This is a genomic window from Marinobacter sp. MIT932201 (assembly GCF_047123295.1).
Classification (GTDB): domain Bacteria; phylum Pseudomonadota; class Gammaproteobacteria; order Pseudomonadales; family Oleiphilaceae; genus Marinobacter; species Marinobacter salsuginis.
Genome location: NZ_CP138917.1, coordinates 2,834,841 through 2,860,276 on the forward strand (window position 1 = coordinate 2,834,841; position 25,436 = coordinate 2,860,276).

Genomic DNA, 25,436 nt, shown 5'->3' on the forward strand with positions numbered 1-25,436 from the left:
CCTCTTGCCGCTTTTATCGCATTGTCGCCCTCACCTTGCCGGACTTCGCCGGTGTTTGGGCGGTTAATCAACTCTATGCGAAAGACTTAGCAATTGTGATGCCAGAGCACATGGGCGCTTTCTGGGGGAAGACCTCCTGTTGACGAAAATTACCGGGCCATCAATCCATCAAGGCCATGAATCACCTGCGCGAATTCCTGATCGATATCATTCAATAGATCCGGCGCATCGCCCAGCCTGGACTCTTTTCCAGCCATCTCGGCCTTGAGACAAATTTCGCCAAGCCTGGGTGCACCGATATTGATGCAACTGCCCTTGAAACTGTGGGCTGTCTTCGCGAAGGCGTCGCTATCCTCTGCCTTGAGCGCTTCCCGCAGCGCCCGGATTCTGTCCCGGGAATCTGCCAGATAGGTCTGTATCAGGACTTCGAATTCATCCTCCATGACGTCCCGAAGTTCAGCCAGCGCCTCCTCGTCCAGGTGTGGTTTATCAGTCATCTCGATCCTCCGCTGTACGGGCGAACTGCCAATCATAAACAATTTCAACATGATTGCCCTGTTCATGAAACCTGATGGTTTCAGCCAGACGTTTCAACAGCAGCAGGCCCCGCCCTGCATAACGCCCCCCTTTTGGCGGGGAGATACCGGAAGCCACACTGGGATGATTCCGGAAATCAAACCCCTGACCACTGTCCTCGCAAACAACACGAAGCCTGCCGCCATCCGGTTTCAAGGAATGATGCAGCGTAAACCGGATGTAGTGACCCTCTACGTTGGCCAACCTCCGGTTGCGCTCGGCATAGTAACGGCCAAACCCCTCGGGCGAGTGCTTCCAGTCTGAGGGCAGCTCCAGAACGCCGTGTTCCAGTGCATTGTTGTAGAGTTCCGCCAACAAGGTGTAGATTTCGCCGCTTTTCCGTCGAAGACCCGGCACTTCCATGCAGATATGGAGTAACAAAGGCAAGGGGCTGAATTCTCCAAGGGTCCTTTCCCGGATTTCATAGGTGCAGCGCCACTCCGCCGGCCCTGCAAGCGCAGACGGTGAGGCGCGATCTGGCAGCGGCGCCAGCCCTGCCTCGTCCATCATTTCCAGACAGCACAGCGTCAGGTCGTCGCCATCCTCAAAGTTGCCGGTAAACCGGTGAACCGCGGCCATCATGGCGTCAAAAGGGTGATCATCCGCTTCCAACTGATCAAGGGTTCCAGTCACACCCTGCTCGCCAAAAACGTTGCCCTCGCTGTCGGCGGACTCCAGAAAGCCGTCGGTCATCATCAACACCCGGTCACCCGGTGCAGCTCCGACCCTCTCGAAATCGGCATTGAACTGATCCGGCGACAGGATACCGAGGGGCAAATGCCGTGATGGTAATGCCAGATGCTCGCCTGAGTGCCGGATCAGCCAGCCATCCGGGAGCCCACCGTTCCAGATCTGAATCTGATTAAGCTTGAAGTCCGCCTCTATCATGGCGCCACAACAGAACATCCCGGTGGGCAGAATTCGTTTGAGCTTCTGGTTAATCTCGCGCAGTACGTCCTCACCATTAAAGCCCTTGTTGGTCATGCCGTAGAAGATCTCGGCAACCGGCATGGCCCCAATCGCCGCCGGCAGACCGTGGCCGGTGAAATCCCCCATAAAAATCAACATTCCGCCCGCGGGCCGGGGCGAAGCAAACAGCACATCGCCGTTGAAAATGGACTGAGGGGAGGCGTGATAGCGAATGCTGGCGGCGTCGAGGCAACCCGAATGGGCCACATTATCGAACACCCGCTTGGCGATCTCCTGTTCTTCCGTGAGCTGGCGATTGCGCTCACGGATCAGATCGCGCTGGTCTGACAGGGTCTGGTGCATCAGCCGCATTCGATTGAACGCCTTGATCTTGGCTTCGATGATAATCCTGTTGTAGGGCTTGCCCAGAAAGTCATCACCACCGGCCTCCAGGCACCGGGCCAGGGCGCCCGCTTCAGACAGGGAAGTCAGAAAGATCAGGGGGACCAGCCGCTCACCAGCCAGAACCTTGATCTGACGGGCAGCTTCCATGCCATCCATGATCGGCATAAGGGCGTCAAGCAGAACCAGATCCGGTGCCTCGCGCTGAAATACCGAGACGGCATCCAGCCCATTGGCGACGTCCAGAACCTCGTGCCCAAGGCGCTTCAGGAGTGTTTTCAGGATGAGGCGGTCGCTGTCCGAATCGTCAGCGATGAGTATTCTCAGAGGACTGCTATGTTCTGCAGCGGAATCATCCATGACTACTCCGGCAGTCCGCGAGCATCAGCGGATGTTGAACAGTTGCTCGAAATTGGAGATGGAAAGAATCCGCCTCACATCGTTATTACAGTTTTCAATAACGATGCGGGCACTGTCGCCCCCGGCGTAATCCCTGAGCAGCAACAACATGCCAAGGGCCGAGCTATCCAGATAGGTGGTGTCCGACAGGTCCACAATGTAGTTGCGGACAGTCGGGTCACCGTGCTCATAGGCATCCCGGAACGCCTGGTGGGTGCTGAAATCAAACCGGCCCTCAATACTGATAACAAGGGTCTGGCCGTCATCATCACGGCGGGTCTGAATCGGCATTCCTCAACCTCCCAAGGTATCAAGAGCAGCGTTTAACCGGCGGTTTTCACCGATCCTTCTTCGGGTAAGGATAGCTGAGTGGACTGACTTTGCATCCGTTTTTGCTTGATGTGGAGCAAGATTCAGCGTCGACGCCGAGAAAAGGCCCGCCCGGCCGCCTCATCCGAGAGCTTTTGTTCGCGAAGATCCTGCTCTCTCTGCTCCTGTTGCCGACAGGTTTCTATGTACTTTTCCATGCCGCGACGCCGCTCCCAGGCCTGCTGCCACTCCTGTTTGCGTGTCTCAAAGACCTGTTCGGCCTGCGCCAGCTGCTTCTGCTGCTGCCGTATCACCTGGTCCAGCTGCGCAATAAAGGCCTGCCAGGCCTGCAGACGGGACACCTGCACCACGCCCTGCTGGCTGTTGCGGATCTGATCCCGGTACTCCTGCTGGTAACGATTCAGGTTTTGCACCTGTTCGCGCTGCTGTTCGACCAGTTTTCGGGCCTCACCCATTCGCTCCAGTGCTTCCTGTTCCTTGCGTTCTTCCAGGGAAAGAACCACCTCCAGCCGCCGGGATCGCAGCATCAGGCATCACCGCCGCTGGCGCCGGCAGCCGGATTGGGAACGGCCGACTTGCGCCGCTCGGGGGAACGACGTTCCGGCACCACCGCCAGCAACTGTTCAATGCTGTCTTTCAAGGGAGCGCTCTCGTTGAGCCCCTGCTGCAAAAACTGGCGCATATTGCCAATATGAGTGATGGCAAAATCGGTCTCCGGGTCGGAGCCCTTCACGTAGGCGCCCACGGAAATCAGGTCCCGGGCCTGCTGATACCGGGAGTACACCTGTTTGAAACGCTGGGCTCTGGAAAAATGCTCGGTCTCGGTAACCTGGGGCATCACCCGACTGATGGACGCTTCCACATCAATGGCCGGGTAATGGCCCTCTTCGGCGAGCCGACGGGACAATACAATGTGGCCGTCCAGAATCGCACGGGCGGCATCGGCGATCGGATCCTGCTGGTCGTCACCCTCGGTAAGCACGGTGTAGAAGGCGGTAATCGAGCCGCCCCCGGGGCGACCGTTGCCGGTTCGTTCCACCAACTGGGGCAGCTTGGCAAACACCGAGGGTGGGTAGCCTTTGGTCGCCGGAGGCTCGCCCACAGCAAGCGCGATCTCCCGCTGGGCCTGGGCGTAACGGGTCAGGGAATCCATGAGCAGGAGCACTCGCTTGCCCTGGTCCCGGTAATATTCGGCAATCCGGGTGGTCAGCATGGCGGCGCGCAGCCGCATCAGGGGGGAGTCATCGGCGGGCGCGGCCACCACCACCGAGCGTGAAAGCCCCTCCTCGCCCAGGATATCCTCGATAAATTCCTTTACCTCGCGGCCCCGTTCACCAATCAGGCCCACGACCGTAATGTCGGCATCGGTAAAGCGGGTCATCATGCCGAGGAGCATACTCTTGCCCACGCCGCTGCCGGCGAACAGACCCAGGCGCTGACCCTGGCCGACGGTCATCAACGCGTTAATTGCCCGAATACCTACATCCATCGATTGGCGCACCGGCGCACGATTCAGGGGGTTGATGATATCGCCTGTGAGCGCTACGCGGGCTTCGGCCTGCAAGGGCCCTTTTCCGTCCAGAGGCTCACCGCTGCCATCCACAACCCGACCGAGCAACTGGGGCCCGACCGGAACTCGGCTGGCGGCGGAGAGCGGCACGACCCTGGCACCGGGCTTGAGCCCTTCAATGGCAGTGAGCGGCATCAGGTAAACCCGGTCATCCTCGAAACCCACCACCTCTGCTTCAACATTGCCGGTGTTCTGGCCGAAGATCACGCAGCGGTCACCGACAACCATGGGGCAGCCGACACATTCCAGTGTCAGACCGACCATTCGGGTCAATCGGCCCGAGAGTTCCGGCTCCGGTTCGTTGCCCAGAAAGCCCTGAAAGCGGTTCAGACGGTCAGCGAGGTTCGAGGTCATCACCGTCACCTTCATCTTGCGCCGGCTTCGAATCACCCGAGGAATCCCCGGCATCCTGAGAATCCAGGACGTCCCGGTGGAAACCGGTCAGGTCTTCCATCATCGAATCCAGCTCTTCGGTTTCTCCGCCCTCGCTGTCGTTCATCTGCTGGTCCAGCATGCTCTGAACCGACCGCTGGAAGCGTTTTTCGACGGTGAAGTCCACAAGGCTGTGACGGGTCTCTACCTTGCAACCACCAGGTAGAATGCTGGCGTCTTCAATGACTGAAGCAGAGGCATCCAGACGCGCGGTCACCTCGCGGACCATCTCACAGTCTTCGGGATTTATATGGATCCGGATATTGTCGGCAGTGGAGGGCAAGGCTTCCATGGCACGGCGAACGACATGCCGGATCTGGGAGGAGTCGATGGTCAGTTCGCGGTAGACCACGGCCCTCGCCAGAACCGTAGTCAGGTTCACCAGAGAGGTTTCCAGCTCGTCTTCGTGCCGCTTGATTGGCTGCAGCAGCTCACCCAGCAAATGCTCAAGCCGGTCGAGCTTGGCGTCGATCTCCTTGCGGGTGTCATCGTACCCCTGGGTCTGGCCCTGTTCCCTGCCCTCTGCCAGGCCGGTTTCCAGTCCTTCCCGGTGCCCTTCTTCCTTCCCGGCCCTCAGACCGTCCTCGTAACCCTGATCCCGCCCCTCTTTAAAACCGTCTTCACGGGCGGCCTGACGAATCTCATCGATGTCCGCTGCCGTCAGGGGTTTGACCTCGCGCTCCTCCTCCCGGGGCACTTCATTGCCACGGGCATCGAGTAAGGGCAACTCCCAGCGCTCATAGGCGGTCAGCTGCTCCTTGGGAATACGATTGACGTCTCGGCTGGAATCTTTCATTACATCATTTCTTCGCCGGCCCCGCCGAGGGAGATTTCACCGGCCTCGGCCATACGGCGGGCAATGGTAATAATGTCCTTCTGGGCCGACTCGACTTCGCTGACCTTGACCGGCCCCTTGGCCTCAAGATCATCCTGCAGCAACTCCGCAGCACGTTTGGACATGTTCTTGAAGATCTTCTCCTGGACCTCTTCGTCGGCACCCTTGAGGGCCACCACCAGCACTTCCGAGGATACTTCCCGCAACAACGCCTGAATACCGCGATCGTCCACTTCCTTGAGGTTGTCGAACACAAACATCAGATCCTCAATGGTGCTGGCAAGATCCGGATCCATATCCTTGATGGAATCCATCAGATTGCCTTCAATGCTGCGATCCATGAAGTTCATAATGTCGGCTGCGCGTTTGACACCACCGATACGGCTGGTCTGTGAAGCGGCACCGCCTGAGAACTGCTTCTCCAGAATATCGTTGAGCTCCTGTAACGCCTGGGGCTGGATACTCTCGAGAGACGCCACCCGCATCATGACGTCAAGGCGCACTTTTTCGTCGAGGGTACCAAGAATTTCGGCCGCCTGATCCGGATCCAGATAGGAAATGACAATGGCCTGAATCTGCGGATGCTCGTAGCGGATGATGTCACCCACCGCACGGGGCTCCATCCATTTGAGGGTATCAAGGCCCGTGGTGTTGCCTCCAATTAGTATACGATCGATCAGGCTCGATGCCTTGTCGTCTCCCAGCGCCTGGGTCAGCATCGTGCGGATGTACTCATCATTGCCAACACCCAGACCGGTCTGGCCGCCCACGGCGTCAACGAATTGATTCATCACATAGGTAACTTCGTCCTTGCTGACGTCCTTCATCTGGGCCATGGCCACGCCCACACGCTGAACTTCCTTTGGCCCCATATGCTTGAGGATCTCGGCAGCGTCCGCTTCGCCCAGTGACATCAGCAGAATCGCAGCCTGTTCCACACGCGGAATCTTCCGCTGTGGCTTCTTCGCCTCACCGCCACCCTGTTGATTGGTTTGCTCAGTCATCGACATTCACCCACTGGCGCATTACCTGTGCGACCCTCGCAGGATCCTCGGCAATCAGACCTTTCAATGCGTTCAGCTGCCTATCATAGCCGTCTGTGGCACCCGGCAAAAGCAGATCATCCTGAGCAGACATGGCCTTGCGTAACTCATCTCCGCCCTCGATATCGTCAAGACCACCGTAACCGCCACCGCTGCCAGAATCCAGACCGCGCTCGCGCTGGCCACCACCCGACAGGCTCTTGAGCGTGGGACGCAACAAGCCAAGCACCAGCACCAGAATGACCAGACCTGCCAACACCTGCTTCATCAGGTCCCAGAACCAGGGCTGCTCCCAGAAGGCCGGGGCCTCAAACTCGACCGCTTCTTCCGGTGCAAACGCGGTATTCATCACCGTAACGCTGTCTCCGCGGGCGGCGGAGTACCCCACCGCATCCCGCACCAGCATGCTCAGACGCTGCAGTTCCTGCTCCGGCCAGGGTTCGTAGCTGACTTCGCCGGTCTGGGGATCAACCACTTTCATATCATCCACCGCCAGAGCAACAGTGACGCGCTTCACTCGTCCCAGTTCCTGGCGTCTGTAGCTGACAGTGCGATCCATTTCGTAGTTCCGCGTTGACTCTCGACGCACGTTCACCGGCTGGGGCGCAGCCTCTTCGCCATCAGCACCGGCGGCCTGTTCCGGAACAGTGGCATCGGCCGGGGGCTGATTCGCCAGCGCTCCGGGGATGCCGCCCTGGGCACCAGCTGCACGCTGTTCGGTGAGTTCCCGCTCGCTGCGCACCGCCTGCTGTTCGGGGTTGAACAGTTCTTCCGCCTGCTCCACCGAGGAAAAGTCCAGATCTGCCGAAACTTCCGCGCGGTAACGGCCGTCTCCTACAATCGGTGCAATCAATGACGCCACACGGCGGGTCAGACGCTCCTCGACCTTGGCGGTGTATTCATATTGATCCGCCATCTGGTCGGCGGTGCTCTGACTCTCCTTGCCAGTCAGCAGATTGCCGTTCTGGTCGACGACGGTGACATGCTCTTTGCTCATCATGGGAACGCTGCCGGCAACCAGATTCACAATGGCGTTGATCTGCTCCTGCTCCGGCCGGCGGCCAGCGAACACTTCGAGGAATACCGAAGCCGACGGATCGCGTGCATCACGGACAAAGACCGAGCGCTCCGGAATTGCCAGGTGCACCCGGGCATTCCGCACACCGCGCATACTGGCGACTGTGCGGGCAAGCTCCCCCTCAAGCCCGCGGCGGTAAGAAATGGTTTCCATGAACTGGGAGGTGCCAAGACCGCGTTCCTGATCCAGCAACTCGTAGCCCATGGTTTGACGATCGGTAACACCCTCCGCCGCCAGTTTCAGACGAGCGTCGTAAACCTGCTCGGACGGCACAAGCAATGCGCCGGTACGCGGATCCATCTTGTAGTCGATGCCGCTGTTGTCGAGGATGCTGGTCACGTCCTGAGGGTTGTAGGAGGAAAGGTCGCCAACTACCGGCTGATAGTTCGGTTCCTGGGCCCAGAGCACGACCGCCAATCCCAGCGCTACGCTGGCGGCAAGCCCCACCATCAAACCGATCTGACGCAGCAGATTGAGCCGGTTGAAACCCATGAACAGGTCGCTACGGCTCTCTGGTGCGTCGCCCTCGCGAGCTGCCGGCATGTTGGAGGGGTTGGATTCTGCAGGTACGCTGGCCATGACTCTGCTCCGTTATCAGATCGGCATGTTCATAATGTCTTCGTAGGCCCGAACCACCCGGTTACGTACCTGGGTCAGCGCTTCGAAGGAGACAGAGGATTTCTGGGCGGCGATCATCACGCGGGTGATGTCGACATTCGGATCGCCCATGTCGTACGCGGTTCTTAGATCCCCCGCGGTTTTCTGGAGGTCGTTCACGGTGTTCACGGCATTGCTCAGCATGTCATTAAAACTGGGCGTTTCCTGGGTTTCCTGAACCTGGCGGGGACCGTCTATCCGGCCACGAACCGATTGATCCTGTTCGATTCGCTGGTTCTGCATCATCTGGGAACGCAGGGACCGGATATCGGACAAAACACTGTTGATGTCGGCACGCTGAACCATAACTCTCTCCTGGCTCCGCCCTCCCCGGGACGGATTTGCTCTTGGGGTGCTGTTATCCCCAATTAAGCAATTGGCAGGCCAAGTAACTTTCTATATTTATTATCAGACACTTACGAAGAACATCCGTCGTACAGGAGAAATCACTGACGGACTTTTGACGACAGATAAAAAAATGGCACCCTGACGGGTGCCAATGAAGGAGTTCGTTTTGCAGGGGGTCAGACCAAGGCCATTTCGGCGTCCAGATCGATACCGGCGTCGCGCATCTGGGCCAATTTGTACCTCAGCGTCCTGGGACTGATGCCCAGCTGCTCGGCGGCCCGGTTGCGACGTCCACGCTCTTTCCGAAGTGTCTGGATAATAATACGGAATTCCTGCTGCCTCAGATCATCTCCGAGCGAAACCGCGCCTTCCGGCTCTCCAGCCTGCCCATGAGGCGGCTGATTGATGGCAGAAACGGCGGGCTCTGACATCTCCGCGTCAACCGCCGGGTTGGCGACAGGTTCAGGATACGAAACCGGCTCCAGGCAGCGAAGGTCCGGTCGCCCGGTAATGCCCAGCTCCAGACACAGGTCCCCGGCGTGAATAACATTGCCCTGGTGCAGCACCAGGGCTCGCTGGATTGCGTTGTCCAGCTCCCGGACATTCCCAGGCCACTGATGATTCATAAGCGCGCTCTTTGCGTCCTGGGCGAAGGCAATTCCTGTCAGCTTCATTTTTCGGCAGTGCTTTTTAAGCAGTGACGTGGCGAGCGGCATGATGTCCAGCGGACGCTCCCTGAGCGGCTGCCAGTGCATCGGGAAAACCGTCAGGCGGTAATAGAGATCCTCCCGGAACTTGCCTTCGCGCACGTAATCTGCGAGATCGCGGTTGGTGGTCGCCACCACCCGGACATCGAGACTGATGGTCTTGCGACCTCCAACCCGCTCCACTTCGCGCTCCTGCAGAACCCGCAACAGCTTGGACTGAAGCCCAAGATCCATCTCAGAAATTTCGTCCAGAAGGATAGTGCCACCGTTGGCCTGCTCGAATTTACCGGGCGACGAGGCAACAGCCCCGGTAAAGGCCCCTTTCTCGTGGCCAAACAGAATGGCTTCCAGCATGTTCTCGGGAATGGCGGCACAGTTTATGGCCACGAAGGGCTGATCCGCCCGTGGGGACTGCTGGTGAATGTACCGGGCCAGGACTTCCTTGCCAGTTCCGCTTTCGCCGGAGATCATGACGGTCGAGTCGCTGCCGGCCACTTTGGTCGCCAGCTGGAACATGCGTTTGCTGATCGGATCCTCGGCCACCGGCTCATCGCTGGCTTTTTCGCGTCCGCCACCCACAATTTTACTGACAGCGTCGACCAGGAACCGTGGCTCGAAGGGCTTCACAAGGTAATCGATAGCGCCGGCCTGCATGGCCGAGACCGCATCGCTGATCTGGCCATAGGCCGTGATCAACATCATTGGCAAGCCCGGATACAGCCGCTGGACCTCGGCCAGCAACTGATGCCCAGACAGGCCCGGCATATTGACATCGCTGACCACCATATCCACCGGGGACTCTGCCAGTCGCTGAAGCGCCTCGTTGGCATTTGACGCTTCCCTCACCCGGAATTTTGCCAGTTCAAGGGTGGTTACCAGCGCTTCCCGCAGGTCATGGTCGTCCTCAACAATCAGAATCTGGGCCTTTGCCATGGTTGCCTCCGATCAGTTTCTGTTACGTAATTGCGGCAGGCGCAAGGTAGCGATGGCGCCGCCCTGCTCTGGCGATTCAATGGAAAACCGCCCCTGATGCGCCTTGATGACGGCTTGCACCACCGCAAGGCCGAGCCCCGTACCATGGGACTTGGTTGTATAAAAGGCTTCTGTTAACCGGGCCGCGTCCGAATGCTCGAACCCCGGTCCGTTGTCCACAACGCGAATAACCAGCTCGCTGTTCTCCTCGGTTACCCGAACTGCAACCTGGGTCGCTCCGGCCTCAAGACTGTTATTCACAAGATTGGTGCAGGCGCCGACAAGGGCATCCCGGTTACACAAGAGACGGCAGTCGCCGGAAATTTCGTTCTCGAGAGTCACCTCTGCGCCGGGAGCCGGCTTCAGCCCCTCCACTGCGGACGCCAGAGCCGAGACCAGCTTGCCGGCAGACATCTCCTCTGCCAGCCGGGTTTCGCCCCGGGCGAATATGAGCATATCCCGCACCTGCTGCTCCAGGTGAGTCAGTCGAGACATCAGACGCGAAGCGCAGCGTTGACGCATTTCTTCATCGAGGTCGTCCTGGCTCAGGTGGCCACCATAGAGAATTGCCGCAGACAGAGGCGTACGGATCTGGTGTGCAAGGGATGCCACCATCTTGCCCATGGCAGACAGCCGCTGGGCGTGTGCCAGCTGCGCCTGGAGATGTCGGGTTTCAGTGAGGTCGGTCAGAAGGATCAGCTGGCCGGGCTGGTTTTCCATGGTCCGGATCTCAATGCTGACCCTGCGACCATCTTTCAGGGAGACTTCGTGGCCATCGTCCCGCCGGGGGGCAAAACAGCGATGGATGACATCCACCCACCGGGTGCCGTCCAGGGGTTCCCCGAGAAGCGCAATGGCGGCGGGATTGGTCTGCGTCACCACGCCCTGGCTGTCCAGCACCACCACGCCCGCAGGCAGTGCGTTCAACAAGGTCGACAGACGGTCTGCCAATCGCTCTTTCTCCTCCAACTCCTGCTGACGCTGGAGCGATTCCTGGTTCAACTCGCCGGAAAGCTGGTTCACCCGGGACTCAAGGGTTCGGTAGGAGTCGGTAATCTGTCGCGACATACGGTTGAACAGCTCGAGGGCGGAATCCACCGCCGCGTCGTCCTGCTCCGGGAACAGGGCCGTAACCTTGTCGTTTACATCCGCCGCCGCGTTGGCTTTCGCGCTGCCTGCGCCGGACTGAAGAACAAACTGTGCCTGACTCATAACCTGACTCCCCGATCGGTCCGTCGGATCGGACCTCCTGATTCGGATACTTCGTTTACAGGTCACTAAGCCAGCACCGTGCCAACTTAATTTTTCCTTTATATATCAGCAGGAAAGAGAATCCAGAAAGAGGCGAATGACAATTTTACGTCGGTCAAAAACAGAAACGGCGCCTTAGGTTACGAACCTTTGACGCCGTCTCAAAAACTCGAAAATGCGAACTATCCAGTTCACGAATCCTCGGATTCCTCTTCTCTCAGCCCGTACTTACGCACCTTCTCTACCAGTGTGGTTCGACGAATACGCAGCTTTTCGGCAGCCCTGGCCACGACACCGCCAGCCTCGTCGAGCGCCTGCTGGATCAACTGCTTCTCGAGGTTCGAGAGGTAATCCTTCAGATCGATGCCGTTCACCGGCAGCAACGCAGGGGCATCCAGCCCGACCAGTCCCGGAATACCGGAAGGCATGCCGGTGTCCTCGACCGGACGGTTCTCATCGTAGTCATCCACGTAGCGGAACTTCTTGGGCAACTCCTGTACGCCGATCACACCGTACGGGTGCATGATCGAGAGGCGTTCGACGAGATTGGCCAGTTCACGCACGTTGCCAGGCCAGTCGTGGCGGCAAAGACTCATGATTGCGGCCGAATTCATCCTCAGCGAGCCGCGCTTCTCTTTTTCCATCCGGGAAATAAGCTCGTTGATCAGCAAGGGAATGTCTTCCACCCGATCACGCAAAGCAGGCATCTCAATGGGAAATACATTCAGGCGGTAATAGAGATCTTCCCGGAAATCCCCGGACTCGATCATGTCTTCCAGATGCTTGTGGGTTGCAGCAATCACTCGGACATCGGCCGATTGGGTCCGGTTACTACCCACCCGTTCGAAGGTACGCTCCTGCAGAACCCGAAGAATCTTTACCTGCATATTGAGAGGCATGTCGCCTATTTCATCCAGAAACAGGGTACCGCCCTCAGCCATTTCGAAGCGCCCCACCCGGGCTGTGATCGCACCGGTAAAGGCGCCCTTCTCATGGCCAAAAAGTTCGCTTTCCAGCAGTTCGGCGGGGATGGCGCCACAATTTACAGGCACAAACGGCTTATCCCGTCGGGAAGAGTGATAGTGCAGGTTTCGGGCAACCACTTCCTTGCCAGTACCGGATTCGCCGGTGATCAGAACGCTGACGTCCTTATCGGCTATCTGTTCCATCAACTGACGGACCTGCTGGACCTTGCGACTGGTCCCCACGAGACTACGGAAGAGTTGAAGACCGCGCTGCTGGCCTCGCTCCCGGGATCGACTGAACTGATCGCGGAAGACCTGGGCACGGTAGAGCGAATCAACAAACTTGGTGTAATTCAGCGGCCACTCCATGCGGGCAATAATGCGAGCGCCGGCATCTTCGGAAAGGCCTGAGAGTTCGGGGTGTCCAACCAGCAGTAACGGAACGCCCTTAACCGCATTGCAGACTGTGGTAATGGTCTCGGTGACTCCGGCATCTTCGCCGTTTACCACCGCGACCGCGATGTCCGAAAGGCTTTCCTCGTCGCCACTGCTCAAAAGTGCCCTGGCTTCATCGCCGGCAAGGATCTGTTCCTCGCCGATGAACTCAAGAATGGTGACCATGTCCCGCAGTCTTGAATCATCCTCGCTCAGCACCAGCACTTTGTTATTTTTAGACATTCAACCGAATCTCTTGGGGGATTTGTGCGGTATTTAAGACTGTAAGGGCGACAGAGTCAATTTTATGACGCTATTTCGGTCGATTTGAAGAAACGTTCTGATAGGCCTTCGCTGCGCTGCGATTTCGGTTAATACCTTTGAGGCCGTCCTCCGCTTCCTTGCGGGCAATACGCGCGGATCCGTCCGCTGCGTCAATAAACTGCTGCAATTCCTGCAAGCGGAGCCGCACCGGCTCCGCCTCGATCTCACCCGCTTCCAGGGCAGCCATCAGCGGCTCGACTGCCGGCTTCACCTTCTCGTTAAGACTGGCCATCGCTTCCCAGTCTTTATCTGCCAAAGCGCGACCAAGCCTGGCCATCAACTGGTCGAGATGATCAAGGTGCGCTTGCGGGTCTGCCATATCGGCCTCCTTGGTGATCAACGGCGAGCGGCTCTACGGGCAGCGGAAGCAGTAAATTCATTACCCCGGAACCCCGGGCTGAAATCGTACGCCGGGAAGGCATCATCCAGCCCATCAATGTAGTAACGCTCCGCCTTCAGGTCGTAGGTCATCTCCATGGTAGTCCAGAATACGGGCTCACTGTAATAGCTGATATTATGGGCCTCCGACACTCGCCACAGGTTCCCTTCCGCATCGTACTCCTCGGATGCCAGAATCTGCCAGCTGTCTTCGTCCACGTAGAACACGCGGCGATCGTAGATGTGACTGATCCCGGTCCTGCGTTTCGCCTCAACCACCCAGACCCGGTGCAGCTCATAGCGGGTCAGTGCCTGATTGATGTGGCCCGGACGAATCACATCATCGGCCTCCACCTGCGGCCCGTGTAGCTTGTAGGCATTGTAGGGTACGAACAGCTCCCGCTTGCCTTTCAATTCCCAGTCGTACTGATTGGGTGCGCCGTTGTACATATCTTTCTGGTCAACCGAACGCAGTGACGATGAGTTCGGCAAGTCCGTCTCATAGGCCAGGTTTGGGGACCTGCGAAGCCGGCGCGAGCCGGAATCATACCGCCAGGCCAGCCTCGGCGAGCGCACCTGATCCAGGGTTTCGTGGACCAGTGTGATGGTGCCGGCCAGCGAAGAGGGTGCAATGGTGTCAGTCTTCAGGTAGAAAATCTTGTTATCGATTTCCGCCAGTTCCGCCCCTTTCTGACTATAGGCAAAGAAATAGTCGTAATCATTTACCACCGGATTGTACGAACCGTCCCTTTGGGGCGTTGCGGACGCACTACGCAGGGAAATCTCTTCGCCCCGGTAGCGAAGAATGTGGTTCCAGATGACCTCCAGACCGTCTTTGGGGATCGGGAATGGGCTGGTCATAATGGTGTCTCGAACACCGTTACCGTTGTCCAGCAACTGCGCTGTCAGAGCATTCTCACGAAACTTGTCGTAAACGTGCTCGGGAAACGCTGCCGTTCGGCGAGTCTGATAGACCGGCATGAAATAGTCCGGCCCGTACTTGTCCAGCATGGCGATATGGCCATCGGAAAGCTTGTCGCGGTAGAGATGGACATTATCGGCGGTTATGACGAAGAGGGCCTCGTCTTCGGGAAAGGGATCAATTTCAACCTGCCCCTCGCGCCAGCCGTCCGGGGGCGTTGCAAGACCACCGGTCCACTCGGGTATGCTGCCTGACCTGTTGCCGGCCCGTTCGGCTCCAACCGGAGTGAGATCATCACCCAGCCGCTGCGCTTCGGCAGTCGTGACTTTGGACAGAGCCTGTCCGGAAAAACCGAGAAAAACCAGTGCGACACCTGCAACGATGTGGCTTCGCATCCCTTACACCTCCAGAAGTTCATGCTGTTGGGCAGCCGAAACGATCAGAACTCGCACAGCCGGGCGCCTTTTTGCCAAATTCAAACGGTCGTTTCAAGTGAATGTTTGTATTTTATTGTGAAACCTCCCCTGGCAGACAGTTGAAGAAATTTGCCGCCAAAAATGGTATGCTGTCGCATTAATTTTCCGGGGTTGCACCCGCGCTGGGGGATTGAAGGTATTCCATGGCCTCGCAATGGCACTCGCAGGTTTCGCAAAAACTCTTTCTCGCCCGCACTCTGCTGGGGCAACTGGATCGACCAACAGTCGAGGGCGTAGGCCATCCCCCCAATGAAGCTGAACAGGCTTTGCGCCGGGAAGCCGCGATCCAGGGGGCGATCGAGTTACTTCTCAGATCCCGGAAATTATTGCTGGTGATGATTGCCAGGTTGTACCAGAAAAAATCAGAAGAGCCTGCCACTCTGGCTGAACTGGCCTCGCTGATCGGACCGGAACCGAATGAAATAAGTCGGCTCAGAGAGCTGGAACAGCGCTCAGGCAGCTGGTGGAACCATCTGGAACAACTGGAACGCTCTCAGAGCCGACCGCCAGCAACCAAAAAAACCGTGAGCGCGGAGAACATTATTGCGGTAGCCGCCGACACCGGCCCGGATCGCTCCGCGGCGGCCTTGCTGAAAACACTGAATGCCGTCAAACACTTTGCCGACGATCTGGAAGACCAGCACAGCGAGTGGTGAACCACTCCAATTGCCGGTTACACTGATCTGATTAACTTGAAGGTTTACTGAATGTCACCATCGTTTTTTGAAATTGTGCAACTGACCAACGGCGATTACGCCCTGCGCCGCATTGACGATGACAGTGCGCCACTGGTGAAGATCTCATTCTCGGAGGAAGCCCGGGAAATGATGGAAGACCGTGATATGTCTGTTGCTAAAGCAATGATCGCCGCAGGTATCGAGGCGGTCGGAAATGTTGCCCACGATATCGACTGGGAAGACGACGAACTGGACGCTTCAGACGCCCAGCCCTCCTACACTCTCCACTGAGTCATTAACGCTGCCTGAGAACGACCCCATGGCTGTTGCCTTCGGCAGAGGCTTTTTGCAGGGACTCAAAGGCAGCGCGGCCCAGTTTACGGGTCCACATGACCACAGCATGGCAGGTGCCTGCACTGAGGGCTCGCTCGGCCAGTTCCTGCGCGGAATAATCCGACGTTGAACGAAGCACTAGCAACTCACCAGCCACGATCCCATGCATTTTCTGCCACTTGCTGACCAATGCCTGAGGCGGATCAATCCAGGCCAGCCAGCGCTTTTCCTGGTTCAGCTGCGTCAGCATGGGCAACAGCAACTGAAAGTTTTCCACCTGGCCTTCCGGCAAGATGATTTCCGTCACATTGCCAGAGACCTTGGTCTCGTTGGATTCCGGAGAACGTCGGGCACGAATGACAGAGCGTCGCTCGCGGGCGGCGGTTGCCGGCACTGAACAGGACAGAGCATTGGGATTGTAAGCCAGATTCTGATTAAAGCTCATTTGTTCCATAATTCACCCGTTTTCCAATCTATCAGAGGTTATCCGTACTGATCAGTGCAGATCAGAGCGTCGGATAACACCCACACCCAGGCCTTCGATGAACAATTCCTGCTCGGTAAGGTCTACTTCGATGGGTGCGAATTCTTCGTTCTCGGCAATCAGGTAGACTTTCGAGCCTTCCTTGCGGAAACGCTTTACCGTAACCTCGTCGCCGACCCGGGCAACGACCACCTGGCCGTTGTGAACATCCTGGGTGCTGTGCACTGCCAGCAAATCGCCATCAAGAATGCCGATATCTTTCATACTCATGCCCCGGACCCGCAGTAGATAATCTGCCGAGGGCGAGAAGAACTCGGGCTGGAGCGTGCAGTGATCCTCAACGTGCTCCTGGGCCAGGATCGGACTACCAGCGGCAACCTGCCCGATCACCGGCAGCCCAAGATCCTCCTCTGCCTCTGGCAGCCGGATACCGCGGCTGGCCCCTGGCACCATCTCAATGGCCCCCTTCCGAGCCAGCGCACGAAGATGCTCCTCTGCAGCATTGGCCGAACGAAAACCCAGTTCAGCTGCGATTTCAGCACGAGTTGGCGGATAGCCGGTCTCATCGACGTAGCGGCGTATGATATCCAGTACCTGTGACTGCCTTGCTGTGAGTTTCATCAAGCTACTCCGTTGTATCGGGGTCGGTGCCAGTATCCGCAGTCCGGGAATGCCTGCTCCGGATAGCCTGCTTCAGGCGCCCTGTTTTTTTATACAGTAAACTGACTATATACAGTGTTTTATCCAGTGTAAAGTCAGGCCCGTGATTTTCTTGCATTGGGTTAACCATGATGATCAGCAGCGGTGTGATATGGTTAGTGTTCAAGCCCTCACAAGTCAGGAAGTAGCATGACGCAAGCCAGTAGTTGCAGGATGCCTGATATCCGAGAGACAAACGAAGGCCGGGAACGCCGCGTGGGTGTCGAGATCGAATTGTCTGGTCTGGGCTACGATGAACTGGTCACCCTGGCCGCAAGGCTTCTTGAAGGGACGGCGGTGCTCCAGTCACGCTACGTGACCAAGCTGGAGACCGCACTCGGCGAATTCACGGTGGAACTGGATTCCGACCCGATCAAGGACCTTGATCTGGCCGATGAACGCCTGCCTCAGTCGATCCGGGAACTGGGCGGCCAGGCGATGGATGTGATTGATGCTGCCGCAGAACGGGTTGTGCCCCTGGAAATCATCAGCCCACCCCTGCCTTTCTCCAGCCTGGAGACTATCGAATCTCTCGTTGAAGACCTCAGGAAAGCAGGCGCTCTGGGCAGCCGGGATGCCATCTATTTTGCCTTCGGCCTCCAGTTGAACCCGGAACTGCCCGATCTCAGCCCGGAAACAATGGTTCGATACTTCCAGGCGTTCGCGGCGCTTTACGACTGGCTCAAAGACCGGCATCAACTGGATGTCAGCCGCAAATTCACCACCTATATCGAACCCTGGCATGGGCGCTATACCGAGCTTTTGATGGAAGACAACTACCGGCCCAACCTCGGTGAGCTGATGGAGGACTACCTGGAGTTCAACCCAACCAGGAACCGGGCGCTTGACCTGCTGCCTCTGTTTGCTCACCTGGACAGTGAGCGTCTTGAGCGCCATGTTCACGATCCGCGGATCAAGAGCCGGCCAACCCTGCACTACCGGCTGCCGGATTGCGACATCGATAATCCGGATTGGCACTTTTCTACCGTGTGGAACGATTGGGTGGTACTGGAGCAATTGGCCAACAACCCGGACGACCTGGCGGACATGCGGCGACTGTTCCGGGAGCGACGGAAGCTCAACCTGCATAACCTGACCCACAGCTGGCAGGAAACCACCGACGACTGGTTGGCCAAGAACGGGTATGTCTGAGCCGTTTCCCGAACAGGAACTTGAGGTTCCCGGCCTGACCATTGGCATCAGTGGTCCTGCTCGCAAAAGCCTGGCCCATCGCCTGATCAGCCTTGGATTGCGTCTTCACGGCGCTCGTACCCACTACATCCGTCCCGGGTCGCGGGTGGCCGTAGCAATGCTTGATGGCCTGGTGCTCTCCGGCGGCACCCATGTCCATCCTGAGCGATATGGCCAGGAACCCCAGGTTACCGCAAACTATGATCGCAAACGGGATGCGACCGATCAGTCGCTGCTGGAGCAGGCCGAGGCCATTGGCATTCCCGTGCTGGGGATTTGCCGCGGCGCGCAATTCATTAACGTTTTTCATGGCGGATCGTTGTGCCAGAACGTGACCCCGCTGAGGGTCAACACCCGGCATCGGCCTCTGCTGTTGCCCCTGCAAACGGTGCGACTGGTAACGCAAAGCCGGCTTGAACAAGCCATGCGCTCGCCTGTGATCGGCGCCAACCGCATTCACAGCCAGGCGATCAAACGCCTGGGCCAAAATCTGCGTGTAACCGCCGTGGATAATGATCTTTTTGTACAGGCCATTGAAAGCACGCAAGGTCAGTGGCTGACGGGCATCCAGTGGCATCCTGAATATCTGCTTTACCACGGTGGGCACCGGCGCATTTTTGGCCAGTTCGTGGATGCCGCCCGCCGTTTCAAACTGGCGCGCCTGGAACCGGATTCCGGCGAAGCCTGATCCATCAACGGTTGCCAAAGGAGGCAATGTCATGAACGGAAGGAACCCCAAGCTCCGTTTTAACCTGAAATCCCGTTTCCTTATTGCCCTGGCTCTCACAGTGCCAACCCTGGCGATGGCGGGCGAGGTGACGCTCACCGGTGAAGGCAGTGTCCGATACGAGCCGGACAGCGCCAGGCTTCAGTTTACTGCCAGTGCCGAGCACGAATTGCCGCAGAAGGCTACTGAACGTGTAGCTGCGCTGATGGAGCAATGGCGGGAGGGGATTGGCAAATACCGTGACCAACTCAACGACTATTCAGACGCCACCGTGAACCTGTACACCCGAACCTTGCCTGCACCGGAGCGGGAAGAGGAGCCTCATAAACAGGCCGTGGCTTCACAAACCATCAGTTTCAGCATCAGCGACCTTAACCTGCTCAACCCCCTCCTCCAGCAAGCCCAGTCTTTGGGCCTGGATTACCATCTGGGCCCACACCAGTTCTTCCACTCGGATGAGACCGGGATGGAGCAGGAGGCGCTTGCCAGGGCAATCGCAGACGCGAAGGCCCGGTGCCAATTCGTGGCCAATCAGCTCGACCAGACCTGCGGCGATGTTGTCACCATCAACATCAATGGCGGGCACCGCCCGGTTCCGATGATGATGGCCGAGGCCAAATCCATGTCGGATACAGTCGCAAGCGTGGGGGAGCGGGAAATCCGCGCTTCGGTGAGCGCGACCTTCGAACTCGACTGAGTTCAGAAATCCCGCGTGTAGAAAATATCCAGGGAGGCCGCCAGACCACTGGCCGCCTCCAGGTAAAAGTATCGGCCCAAGTCGTAACGCAGTGCAACGGTCGTGATCGGCTCGAAAATGCCGACACCATAGCGAACACTCAGCTCATCCGTCAGGTAGCCGCTGGCCACCACCGACGTCTGATCGCCCGAGCCCTCTGCCTCAAGTGTCAGTTGTCGGATACCGAACTCCTCACCAATCTGCCCGGTTACCTTGCTGGCCTGGGTCAGCCCCAGCGAAAGCGCAGCCCGGCTCATCTGGCCTTCGTCGCCCTGGCTTTGGGGGGGCCTGCCAAGAATCACGTAGGACAAAGCTTCAGTCTGCGGCATATCGGGATTGGAGAACACCTCGGTCTCAGGTGATTGCACCGGCCCCGTCAGACGGATACCGGCAACCACGGTATCAACCCGCCGCACGGCTTCGATATCCAGATAGGGCTGAGCAAGATTGCCAACGAACAGGAGCCTGGCACGCCTGAGTTCGAGTTCCTGACCGTAGGCCTCATACTGGCCATTAACCAGCTGGAGTGTTCCCCGGGTATCCATATCGTTGGTGATCCTGAGGGACCCTTCGAGATCGCCTGTCACGCCGAAGGCCGAAAACGTCACCTGATCCTCACCCACCAAGACATTCACATCCATGTTCAGTGAGCGAACTACGGGTTCCTCCTTCTCAACACCTACGATGACTTCGTCTTCAGAAACCGACACGGCCTGCTCAGGTAGCCCCTTTATCTCGATGTCCCCTCTTGGGACTGCAACCTGTCCGGTGATTTCCAGGGTGCCTTCACGGAAAACCAGGGTCAGATCCGGCTCCACCTCAACCTGGGCATAGGGCTCCACACTGAACGGTACGCGCTCCCCGGAAATCGTGATTTTCCCCCGCGGCGCCTGTTGCCAGTCGACCTCGCCATCCAGGATGGTCTGACTCCGGGCATTGCTCTGGATCCTGCCGCTGATCTGTGCCGAATAGCCCGAGAATTCAATAGTGGCAATCATCTCCTCAATGGGCAGCGGCAACCGGGGATCTGAAACCCGGCCATCCACCAGATGCAATTCGCCGGTCACAGCCGGCTTCATCAACGGGCCCGAAAGCTGACCCTGGCCATTCACTTTCCCCGCCACCTCATCAAGCCCGGACAGCAATCCTGCAAGGGCGATATCAAGCCCTTCCAGATTGAACGAACCCTCGATGTTGCGATTTTCGGAGTTCGGGTCCAGCCCCATGTCCAGCTCAAACCTGCCCAATTGGGGGCCAGCCAGACGAACGGAGACATCGGCCTGTCGAGGTTTGAGGGTGAGCTCGGTGGTAAAGGCATCATAGTCGAGGTCTTCCCACTCACCATCGACCAAAAGCTGGAATTCGCCATCACCGGCATCAAGATACACGCGACCATCAGGGCCTTCCGCCGTGGTGGTAAAATCGATCTCGCCATCTAACCGCGCATTCCAGCGCACGGTTTCCGGCAACAAGGGCGCCAGAGCGAGCGTTGGGAACCGGCTGATTCGGTAGGCGATATCGGGAACCGGAAGCAATGTCTGATCGTCGGCGCAAACGGTGCTTTGTTGCCAACGCCAACAATGGCTGCCAAAGGTCAGTTCACCGTTGGCACCATAGGCGAGGGTCGCTGGTGACTCCAACTGCCATCGCTGCGACTGTTCCGGAACATTTATCACCCCGGTTGATAGCTGCCCCTGCCAGGTTTTCCATTCGGAACCAGCACCACCCTCGAAAGCCAGTTCCAGGTCGGCTTCGGAATGCTCAGCCCTCAGGCTCACGGTGTGCTGCCCCTGAGTGCCATTCGCCTGGAGCGTGAGCGTTTCAAGCTCCTGACCGCCCCCACCTATATTCTCCGCTTGCAACTGGCTTGTGAGCCTCAGCCCGTCGTCCAGGTCGGCCTCAAGGCTCAGGGTTTCAATGGTCAGCTGGTCGCGCCAGGCAAGGTTTTGGCCGCCCGCTTTCAACTCTCCCACCGGACGCTCTGGCGTTCCTTCAGCCATCAGGGTCGCTTCCAGATTGCCGGTCAGGCCGGGGAGTAAGATCTCGGGCTCAGGCAGGTTCAGGGCCAGATCGCCCTGCAACAGCTCGCCCCAGGTACCACGTCCTTCTACCCGGTTGGCACCGATCGCCAGAGTCAGCCCAGACAACTCCCAGCTACCGGATGAGGTATCAAGGCGCCCTTCGAGGGATGCAGGATTGGAACGCCAGTCACCCTCGAGATTCCAGGTGGCGTTCATGGCAGGAATGGGACCGTCCCCGAGCTGCCCTTCGGTGGTGACATCGCCACTCAGGCTGGCTTCAAGAACCGGCACCCAGTATCCCGGATTGAAATTCTGAAGGGCCAGGGCTGCCTGCCAGGACAGCGGGCCGGCAAAGTTGACCGATCCGTTTCCGGTCAGCGACCCGGCGCCAGTGCTGATTCTCAGATCGGTCAGCGTGGTTTGCTCGCTGTCACCATCCACCGTGGTAGACAGATCAGCACGGCCCTGAGGGCCGTCAACGCCTGCTTCAAGCTCCGCATGGTAGCTTCCCTCTCGCCAGGACACCGTACCATCGAGCGACTGGAGCGTAACCGCCGGCTCTTCAAGGCCCGGGACCAGGGTGTACCAGGGAAACCCGCGCAAGCGGACATCGGCACTGGCCTCCAAGACCTCACTCCAGCCCACACGTCCGTTGGCCACCACCGTATTCCGTTCACTGCCATTTGAGCTATCCGTGGCCAGTTCAATACGGATGCCCTGAGCCGCCTGTGTGGTCACAAGGCCCTCAAGCGCCAGCTGCACCGGCCCGGTTGTCCCGGGCAGTCGTGCTCGCCCCTGTGCACGGAAACCTTTCTGCAGACTGCCACGGGCCTCCACAGACCAGTCGTTGAGCACCAGGGTCTCCGGCAGCGCCTCAGCTGCCCGGAACTGGTCCGAGGTTATCCTGAGTCTTGCTGGCAGGCTGGGATCGAGCGGCGCGACCTGCCCCGAGAGTTTGGCATTCAGATAGCCGCGACTCGTAGCTGCCACCATCAGATCCCGCACGCTGCCAGAGAGTGTTGCATCCAGCGTCCACTGGTCACCGTAGGGAGGTGGAACCTCTGCCCTGACCTCAAGATTGACGGGCCAGTCCCGTCGGGTTTCTATCCGGCCGTTGGCAGAAACCGTGTAATCACCCAACCGATACCAGGCGCGCTCGATGGTCCAGTCAGCACCCGATCCGCCCGCGTCCAGCTCAAGCCGGTCCCAGACCCTGTTGCCATTGAAGGTGAAAGGGCCCATCCGGACGCCGCTGATATTCAGCGCCAGAGGCAAGTCGAGCCCAGGCAGCGTTATTGCACCGCCATCCCCCGATTTATCCGCCGGGGGCAACTGGGTAACCGCAAGCGTCTCTGCTTTCAGACCGTCAACACAAAGCTGTTTCCTGAAGAGGCAGGAGGGCGACCAGTCCACGAAAGGCGATTCAACAATAACCTCTACCCCATAACCTCGCCATTGCAGACGATCAGCCTGCCACTGGCCAAACAATGAGCCACGGTCGTTTTCGACCTGCAGCCCCGGGACCTGTTCAATGACCCACGCGGTCCCGGTCTCGGAACGCAAGGCCAGCAGAACCGCTGTCAGCAACAAGATGGGCGCGAGGATCAACACCCCGAGACATACAATCAGCCAGAAGCGAAGCCGGTGTGAGCGGGCCGGCTGTTCCTGTTGGTTGTCTTCGTGTCTGTCCGGTGTCTGCGTCAAAGCTCGGGCCCCATGGAAAAGTGAATCCGCCACTCCCCGCCAAATTCGCGATCCAGCCCTTTGGCAACGTCGAACCGCAACGGGCCCACCGGGCTGATCCAACGAACGCCAATGCCGACGCCGGTTGCCAGGGGGTCGTTCAGATCGTTGATGGCATTGCCATGATCGACGAACACCGCAGCCCGCCATTGGTCGGCAAACTGGTACTGATACTCACCGCTGCCCACCATCAAAAAACGGCCGCCCACCGGCACACCATTTTCGTTTTCAGGCGAGAGTGTTTCATAACCATAGCCCCGGACGCTTTGATCGCCACCGGCAAAAAAACGGAGGGACGGCGGCACATCCGAGAACCGGTTTGTGGCAACGGCTCCTGCCTGAAACCGGCCGACAAATCGGTGCTTACCAGCTAAGGTAAACAAGCCCTTAACCAGCGCATTCACGTGCAGGATATCCACATCCGAGAGCACAGCCCGATGCGAGCCGGTAACATCAAACTGCAAACGATAGCCGCGGGAAGGGTCCAGGGGCGAATCCGCGTGGATCTTGGAGTAGCCTGCGCCCGGGAGCAGAAGCGTGCTCGTGCCCTTCTCGTCGTTGCCGATGTTGAACCGTTCGCCCTCCCAACGTAGTGAGAGTACCTGGAGCCAGCCATTATCCAGCTGATGCTGCCACTGCTGGCCTAAGGTCAGAAGTTCCGATTCAACATTCTCGATATCCTCCCGCTGATATCCGGCCGTCAGACGGATCAGATCCGTCATGGGCGGGTCCAGAGGCAGTTCGTACCAGGTACTCAGATTCTGACGTGGCACCGAAAGCTCTGTCTCCGCACCCCGCTTGTACCCCATGGGATTGATCCAGTGCTCCCGCCATGTGCCGCGGAACCGCGGACCCACGTCGGTCGAGAAACCGACGCCGGCCGATACCGAGCGTGCTTCGCGCCGAGTCAGTCCTACGCTAACGGGAATGACACCATTTTCGGCTTCTTGCGGTGAAATATTGATGTCGACATTGCTGAAATAGCCGCTGTTAAGCAGATCCTTGTTCAGCTGCGCAATTTCGTCGGCATGATAGGGGGTCCCCGGTTCAAAGGTGACGAAATCCCGCAGAAGCTCGATCTCGAACCAATGTCCCTCCTCGAAAGTGACCTCTCCCAGCTGATATCGCTGACCACTCTCATAAATGAGCGTGATTTCGGCGCTGCGCCTCGCCGGATCCACCTCCAGGGTGCGAGTGACAAACCTGCCGTCGAAATACCCCCTGCGCCGGGCACGGGTCTGGATGGTGTCTCTCAGGTTGGCGTAGTCGCCGTGATTGAGAATATCGCCCTCTGCCGGATGTGGCGGCAGATCAGAGGTAAGCCTTGCATCAGCCGCAGCCTCGCCCCGTATCTCCACGATCCGGGAGCTGACTCTCACCGGCTCACCGGGGGTAATGGACAGGGTGAGCGTCGCCGTTGTGTCCGAGTCGCCCTCTTCTATCCGCCAGTCAATCAGGGGCCTGTAATAACCCAAGGCACGCAGGGCTTCCCGGGCCTGATTGACAGCCGTTGGGGCATATCGCCTCAGATTGCCGGCGCTTCGGCCTTCAACCTCTCCAATGAAAGCCTCAGCGTTGGATTTGAGCTCTGGATAGTCACCTTCCACGTTAACAACCACCTGTTGAGCAGAAACCCACGACGGCAGCCAGCAGAGCAGCAGGATCAGAAGCCGGACCCGGCCCGAATTCACGACTTGGTAGATTGATAGCATCCGGCTATTTCAGTGTTGGTGGTAACAAGAAGGATTTACGTTAAAGCGTGGGAGTTTAATGGCAGACGGTCAAGTTAATCCATGGTTGACCCTCGGGCACGCGT

The 25,436-nt window shown here is 58.3% G+C and carries 23 protein-coding genes; 5 read left to right on the plus strand and 18 right to left on the minus strand.

The window, feature by feature from the left end:
• Positions 1-149: 149 nt before the first annotated feature.
• The 14 genes from SIC15_RS12960 to SIC15_RS13025 all read right to left on the minus strand — a co-directional run bounded on the left by SIC15_RS12960 (position 150) and on the right by SIC15_RS13025 (position 14,928).
• Positions 150-497, minus strand: coding sequence for an Hpt domain-containing protein (locus tag SIC15_RS12960; protein ID WP_136631523.1), 348 nt, complete (start codon positions 495-497; stop codon positions 150-152).
• Positions 490-2,247: a PP2C family protein-serine/threonine phosphatase gene (locus SIC15_RS12965; RefSeq protein WP_412536096.1), complete on the minus strand. Its 1,758-nt coding sequence runs from the start codon at positions 2,245-2,247 to the stop codon at positions 490-492. Before SIC15_RS12965 ends, SIC15_RS12960 begins: the two co-directional genes overlap by 8 nt.
• 24 nt (positions 2,248-2,271) lie before the next feature.
• Entirely contained in the window at positions 2,272-2,577 is a 306-nt protein-coding gene (locus SIC15_RS12970; protein ID WP_412536097.1) for an STAS domain-containing protein, read from the minus strand.
• A gap of 122 nt (positions 2,578-2,699) precedes the next feature.
• Positions 2,700-3,143 carry a flagellar export protein FliJ gene (fliJ, locus tag SIC15_RS12975; protein ID WP_412536098.1) on the minus strand — a complete coding sequence of 148 codons (444 nt, stop codon included), beginning with the start codon at positions 3,141-3,143 and terminating at the stop codon, positions 2,700-2,702.
• Complete coding sequence (gene fliI / locus SIC15_RS12980) at positions 3,143-4,540, minus strand: flagellar protein export ATPase FliI (RefSeq protein ID WP_209400990.1); 1,398 nt, start codon at positions 4,538-4,540, stop codon at positions 3,143-3,145. The genes fliJ and fliI overlap by 1 nt, the downstream gene beginning before the upstream one ends.
• On the minus strand, positions 4,521-5,414 hold the full coding sequence (locus SIC15_RS12985) for a flagellar assembly protein FliH (RefSeq protein ID WP_136631527.1): 894 nt from the start codon (positions 5,412-5,414) through the stop codon (positions 4,521-4,523). Before SIC15_RS12985 ends, fliI begins: the two co-directional genes overlap by 20 nt.
• Positions 5,414-6,457 carry a flagellar motor switch protein FliG gene (gene fliG, locus SIC15_RS12990; protein WP_153633620.1) on the minus strand — a complete coding sequence of 348 codons (1,044 nt, stop codon included), beginning with the start codon at positions 6,455-6,457 and terminating at the stop codon, positions 5,414-5,416. Before fliG ends, SIC15_RS12985 begins: the two co-directional genes overlap by 1 nt.
• Positions 6,450-8,153, minus strand: a complete 1,704-nt coding sequence (gene fliF / locus SIC15_RS12995) for a flagellar basal-body MS-ring/collar protein FliF (RefSeq protein ID WP_136631529.1) — start codon at positions 8,151-8,153, stop codon at positions 6,450-6,452. Before fliF ends, fliG begins: the two co-directional genes overlap by 8 nt.
• A 15-nt stretch (positions 8,154-8,168) precedes the next feature.
• On the minus strand, positions 8,169-8,537 hold the full coding sequence (gene fliE / locus SIC15_RS13000) for a flagellar hook-basal body complex protein FliE (RefSeq protein WP_069183179.1): 369 nt from the start codon (positions 8,535-8,537) through the stop codon (positions 8,169-8,171).
• 218 nt (positions 8,538-8,755) lie between these two features.
• Positions 8,756-10,219: a sigma-54-dependent transcriptional regulator gene (locus tag SIC15_RS13005; protein ID WP_412536099.1), complete on the minus strand. Its 1,464-nt coding sequence runs from the start codon at positions 10,217-10,219 to the stop codon at positions 8,756-8,758.
• 12 nt (positions 10,220-10,231) lie between these two features.
• A complete protein-coding gene (locus SIC15_RS13010) occupies positions 10,232-11,470 on the minus strand; it encodes a sensor histidine kinase (protein WP_412536101.1) in 1,239 nt (412 codons plus the stop codon).
• A gap of 230 nt (positions 11,471-11,700) precedes the next feature.
• Positions 11,701-13,152: a sigma-54 dependent transcriptional regulator gene (locus tag SIC15_RS13015; protein ID WP_412536102.1), complete on the minus strand. Its 1,452-nt coding sequence runs from the start codon at positions 13,150-13,152 to the stop codon at positions 11,701-11,703.
• Positions 13,153-13,222: 70 nt separating this feature from the next.
• Positions 13,223-13,552, minus strand: a complete 330-nt coding sequence (locus SIC15_RS13020) for an SOS cell division inhibitor (protein WP_412536103.1) — start codon at positions 13,550-13,552, stop codon at positions 13,223-13,225.
• Positions 13,553-13,569: 17 nt separating this feature from the next.
• Positions 13,570-14,928: a DUF1329 domain-containing protein gene (locus SIC15_RS13025; protein ID WP_412536104.1), complete on the minus strand. Its 1,359-nt coding sequence runs from the start codon at positions 14,926-14,928 to the stop codon at positions 13,570-13,572.
• 224 nt (positions 14,929-15,152) lie between these two features.
• Here SIC15_RS13025 and SIC15_RS13030 point away from each other — a divergent pair, with 224 nt between their 5' ends.
• Entirely contained in the window at positions 15,153-15,665 is a 513-nt protein-coding gene (locus SIC15_RS13030; RefSeq protein ID WP_412536105.1) for a DUF6586 family protein, read from the plus strand.
• Positions 15,666-15,716: 51 nt separating this feature from the next.
• Positions 15,717-15,977, plus strand: a complete 261-nt coding sequence (locus tag SIC15_RS13035) for a hypothetical protein (protein WP_008177453.1) — start codon at positions 15,717-15,719, stop codon at positions 15,975-15,977.
• Between the two features lie 4 nt (positions 15,978-15,981).
• Here the strand turns inward: SIC15_RS13035 and SIC15_RS13040 are convergent, their stop codons facing one another.
• Both SIC15_RS13040 and lexA read right to left on the minus strand, forming a co-directional pair.
• Entirely contained in the window at positions 15,982-16,473 is a 492-nt protein-coding gene (locus tag SIC15_RS13040; protein ID WP_069183172.1) for a cell division inhibitor SulA, read from the minus strand.
• A 42-nt stretch (positions 16,474-16,515) separates the two neighbouring features.
• Positions 16,516-17,127 carry a transcriptional repressor LexA gene (lexA, locus tag SIC15_RS13045; protein WP_174805002.1) on the minus strand — a complete coding sequence of 204 codons (612 nt, stop codon included), beginning with the start codon at positions 17,125-17,127 and terminating at the stop codon, positions 16,516-16,518.
• 225 nt (positions 17,128-17,352) lie between these two features.
• On the opposite strand from lexA, the gene SIC15_RS13050 reads away from it, so the two are divergent.
• Genes SIC15_RS13050 through SIC15_RS13060 form a run of 3 tightly spaced genes read left to right on the plus strand, consistent with a single transcriptional unit; the run spans position 17,353 to position 19,817 of the window.
• Entirely contained in the window at positions 17,353-18,354 is a 1,002-nt protein-coding gene (locus SIC15_RS13050) for an amidoligase family protein (RefSeq protein WP_136631536.1), read from the plus strand.
• The gene (locus SIC15_RS13055) at positions 18,347-19,081 is read left to right on the plus strand and encodes a gamma-glutamyl-gamma-aminobutyrate hydrolase family protein (protein WP_069183169.1); all 735 of its coding nucleotides are present in this window, start codon (positions 18,347-18,349) and stop codon (positions 19,079-19,081) included. Before SIC15_RS13050 ends, SIC15_RS13055 begins: the two co-directional genes overlap by 8 nt.
• A 31-nt stretch (positions 19,082-19,112) precedes the next feature.
• The gene (locus SIC15_RS13060; RefSeq protein ID WP_412536107.1) at positions 19,113-19,817 is read left to right on the plus strand and encodes an SIMPL domain-containing protein; all 705 of its coding nucleotides are present in this window, start codon (positions 19,113-19,115) and stop codon (positions 19,815-19,817) included.
• A gap of 2 nt (positions 19,818-19,819) precedes the next feature.
• Here SIC15_RS13060 and SIC15_RS13065 read toward each other — a convergent pair whose 3' ends face one another.
• Both SIC15_RS13065 and SIC15_RS13070 read right to left on the minus strand, forming a co-directional pair.
• Positions 19,820-23,503 carry a translocation/assembly module TamB domain-containing protein gene (locus SIC15_RS13065; protein WP_412537619.1) on the minus strand — a complete coding sequence of 1,228 codons (3,684 nt, stop codon included), beginning with the start codon at positions 23,501-23,503 and terminating at the stop codon, positions 19,820-19,822.
• A gap of 74 nt (positions 23,504-23,577) precedes the next feature.
• On the minus strand, positions 23,578-25,332 hold the full coding sequence (locus SIC15_RS13070; protein WP_412536109.1) for an autotransporter assembly complex protein TamA: 1,755 nt from the start codon (positions 25,330-25,332) through the stop codon (positions 23,578-23,580).
• Between the last annotated feature and the right edge of the window lie 104 nt (positions 25,333-25,436).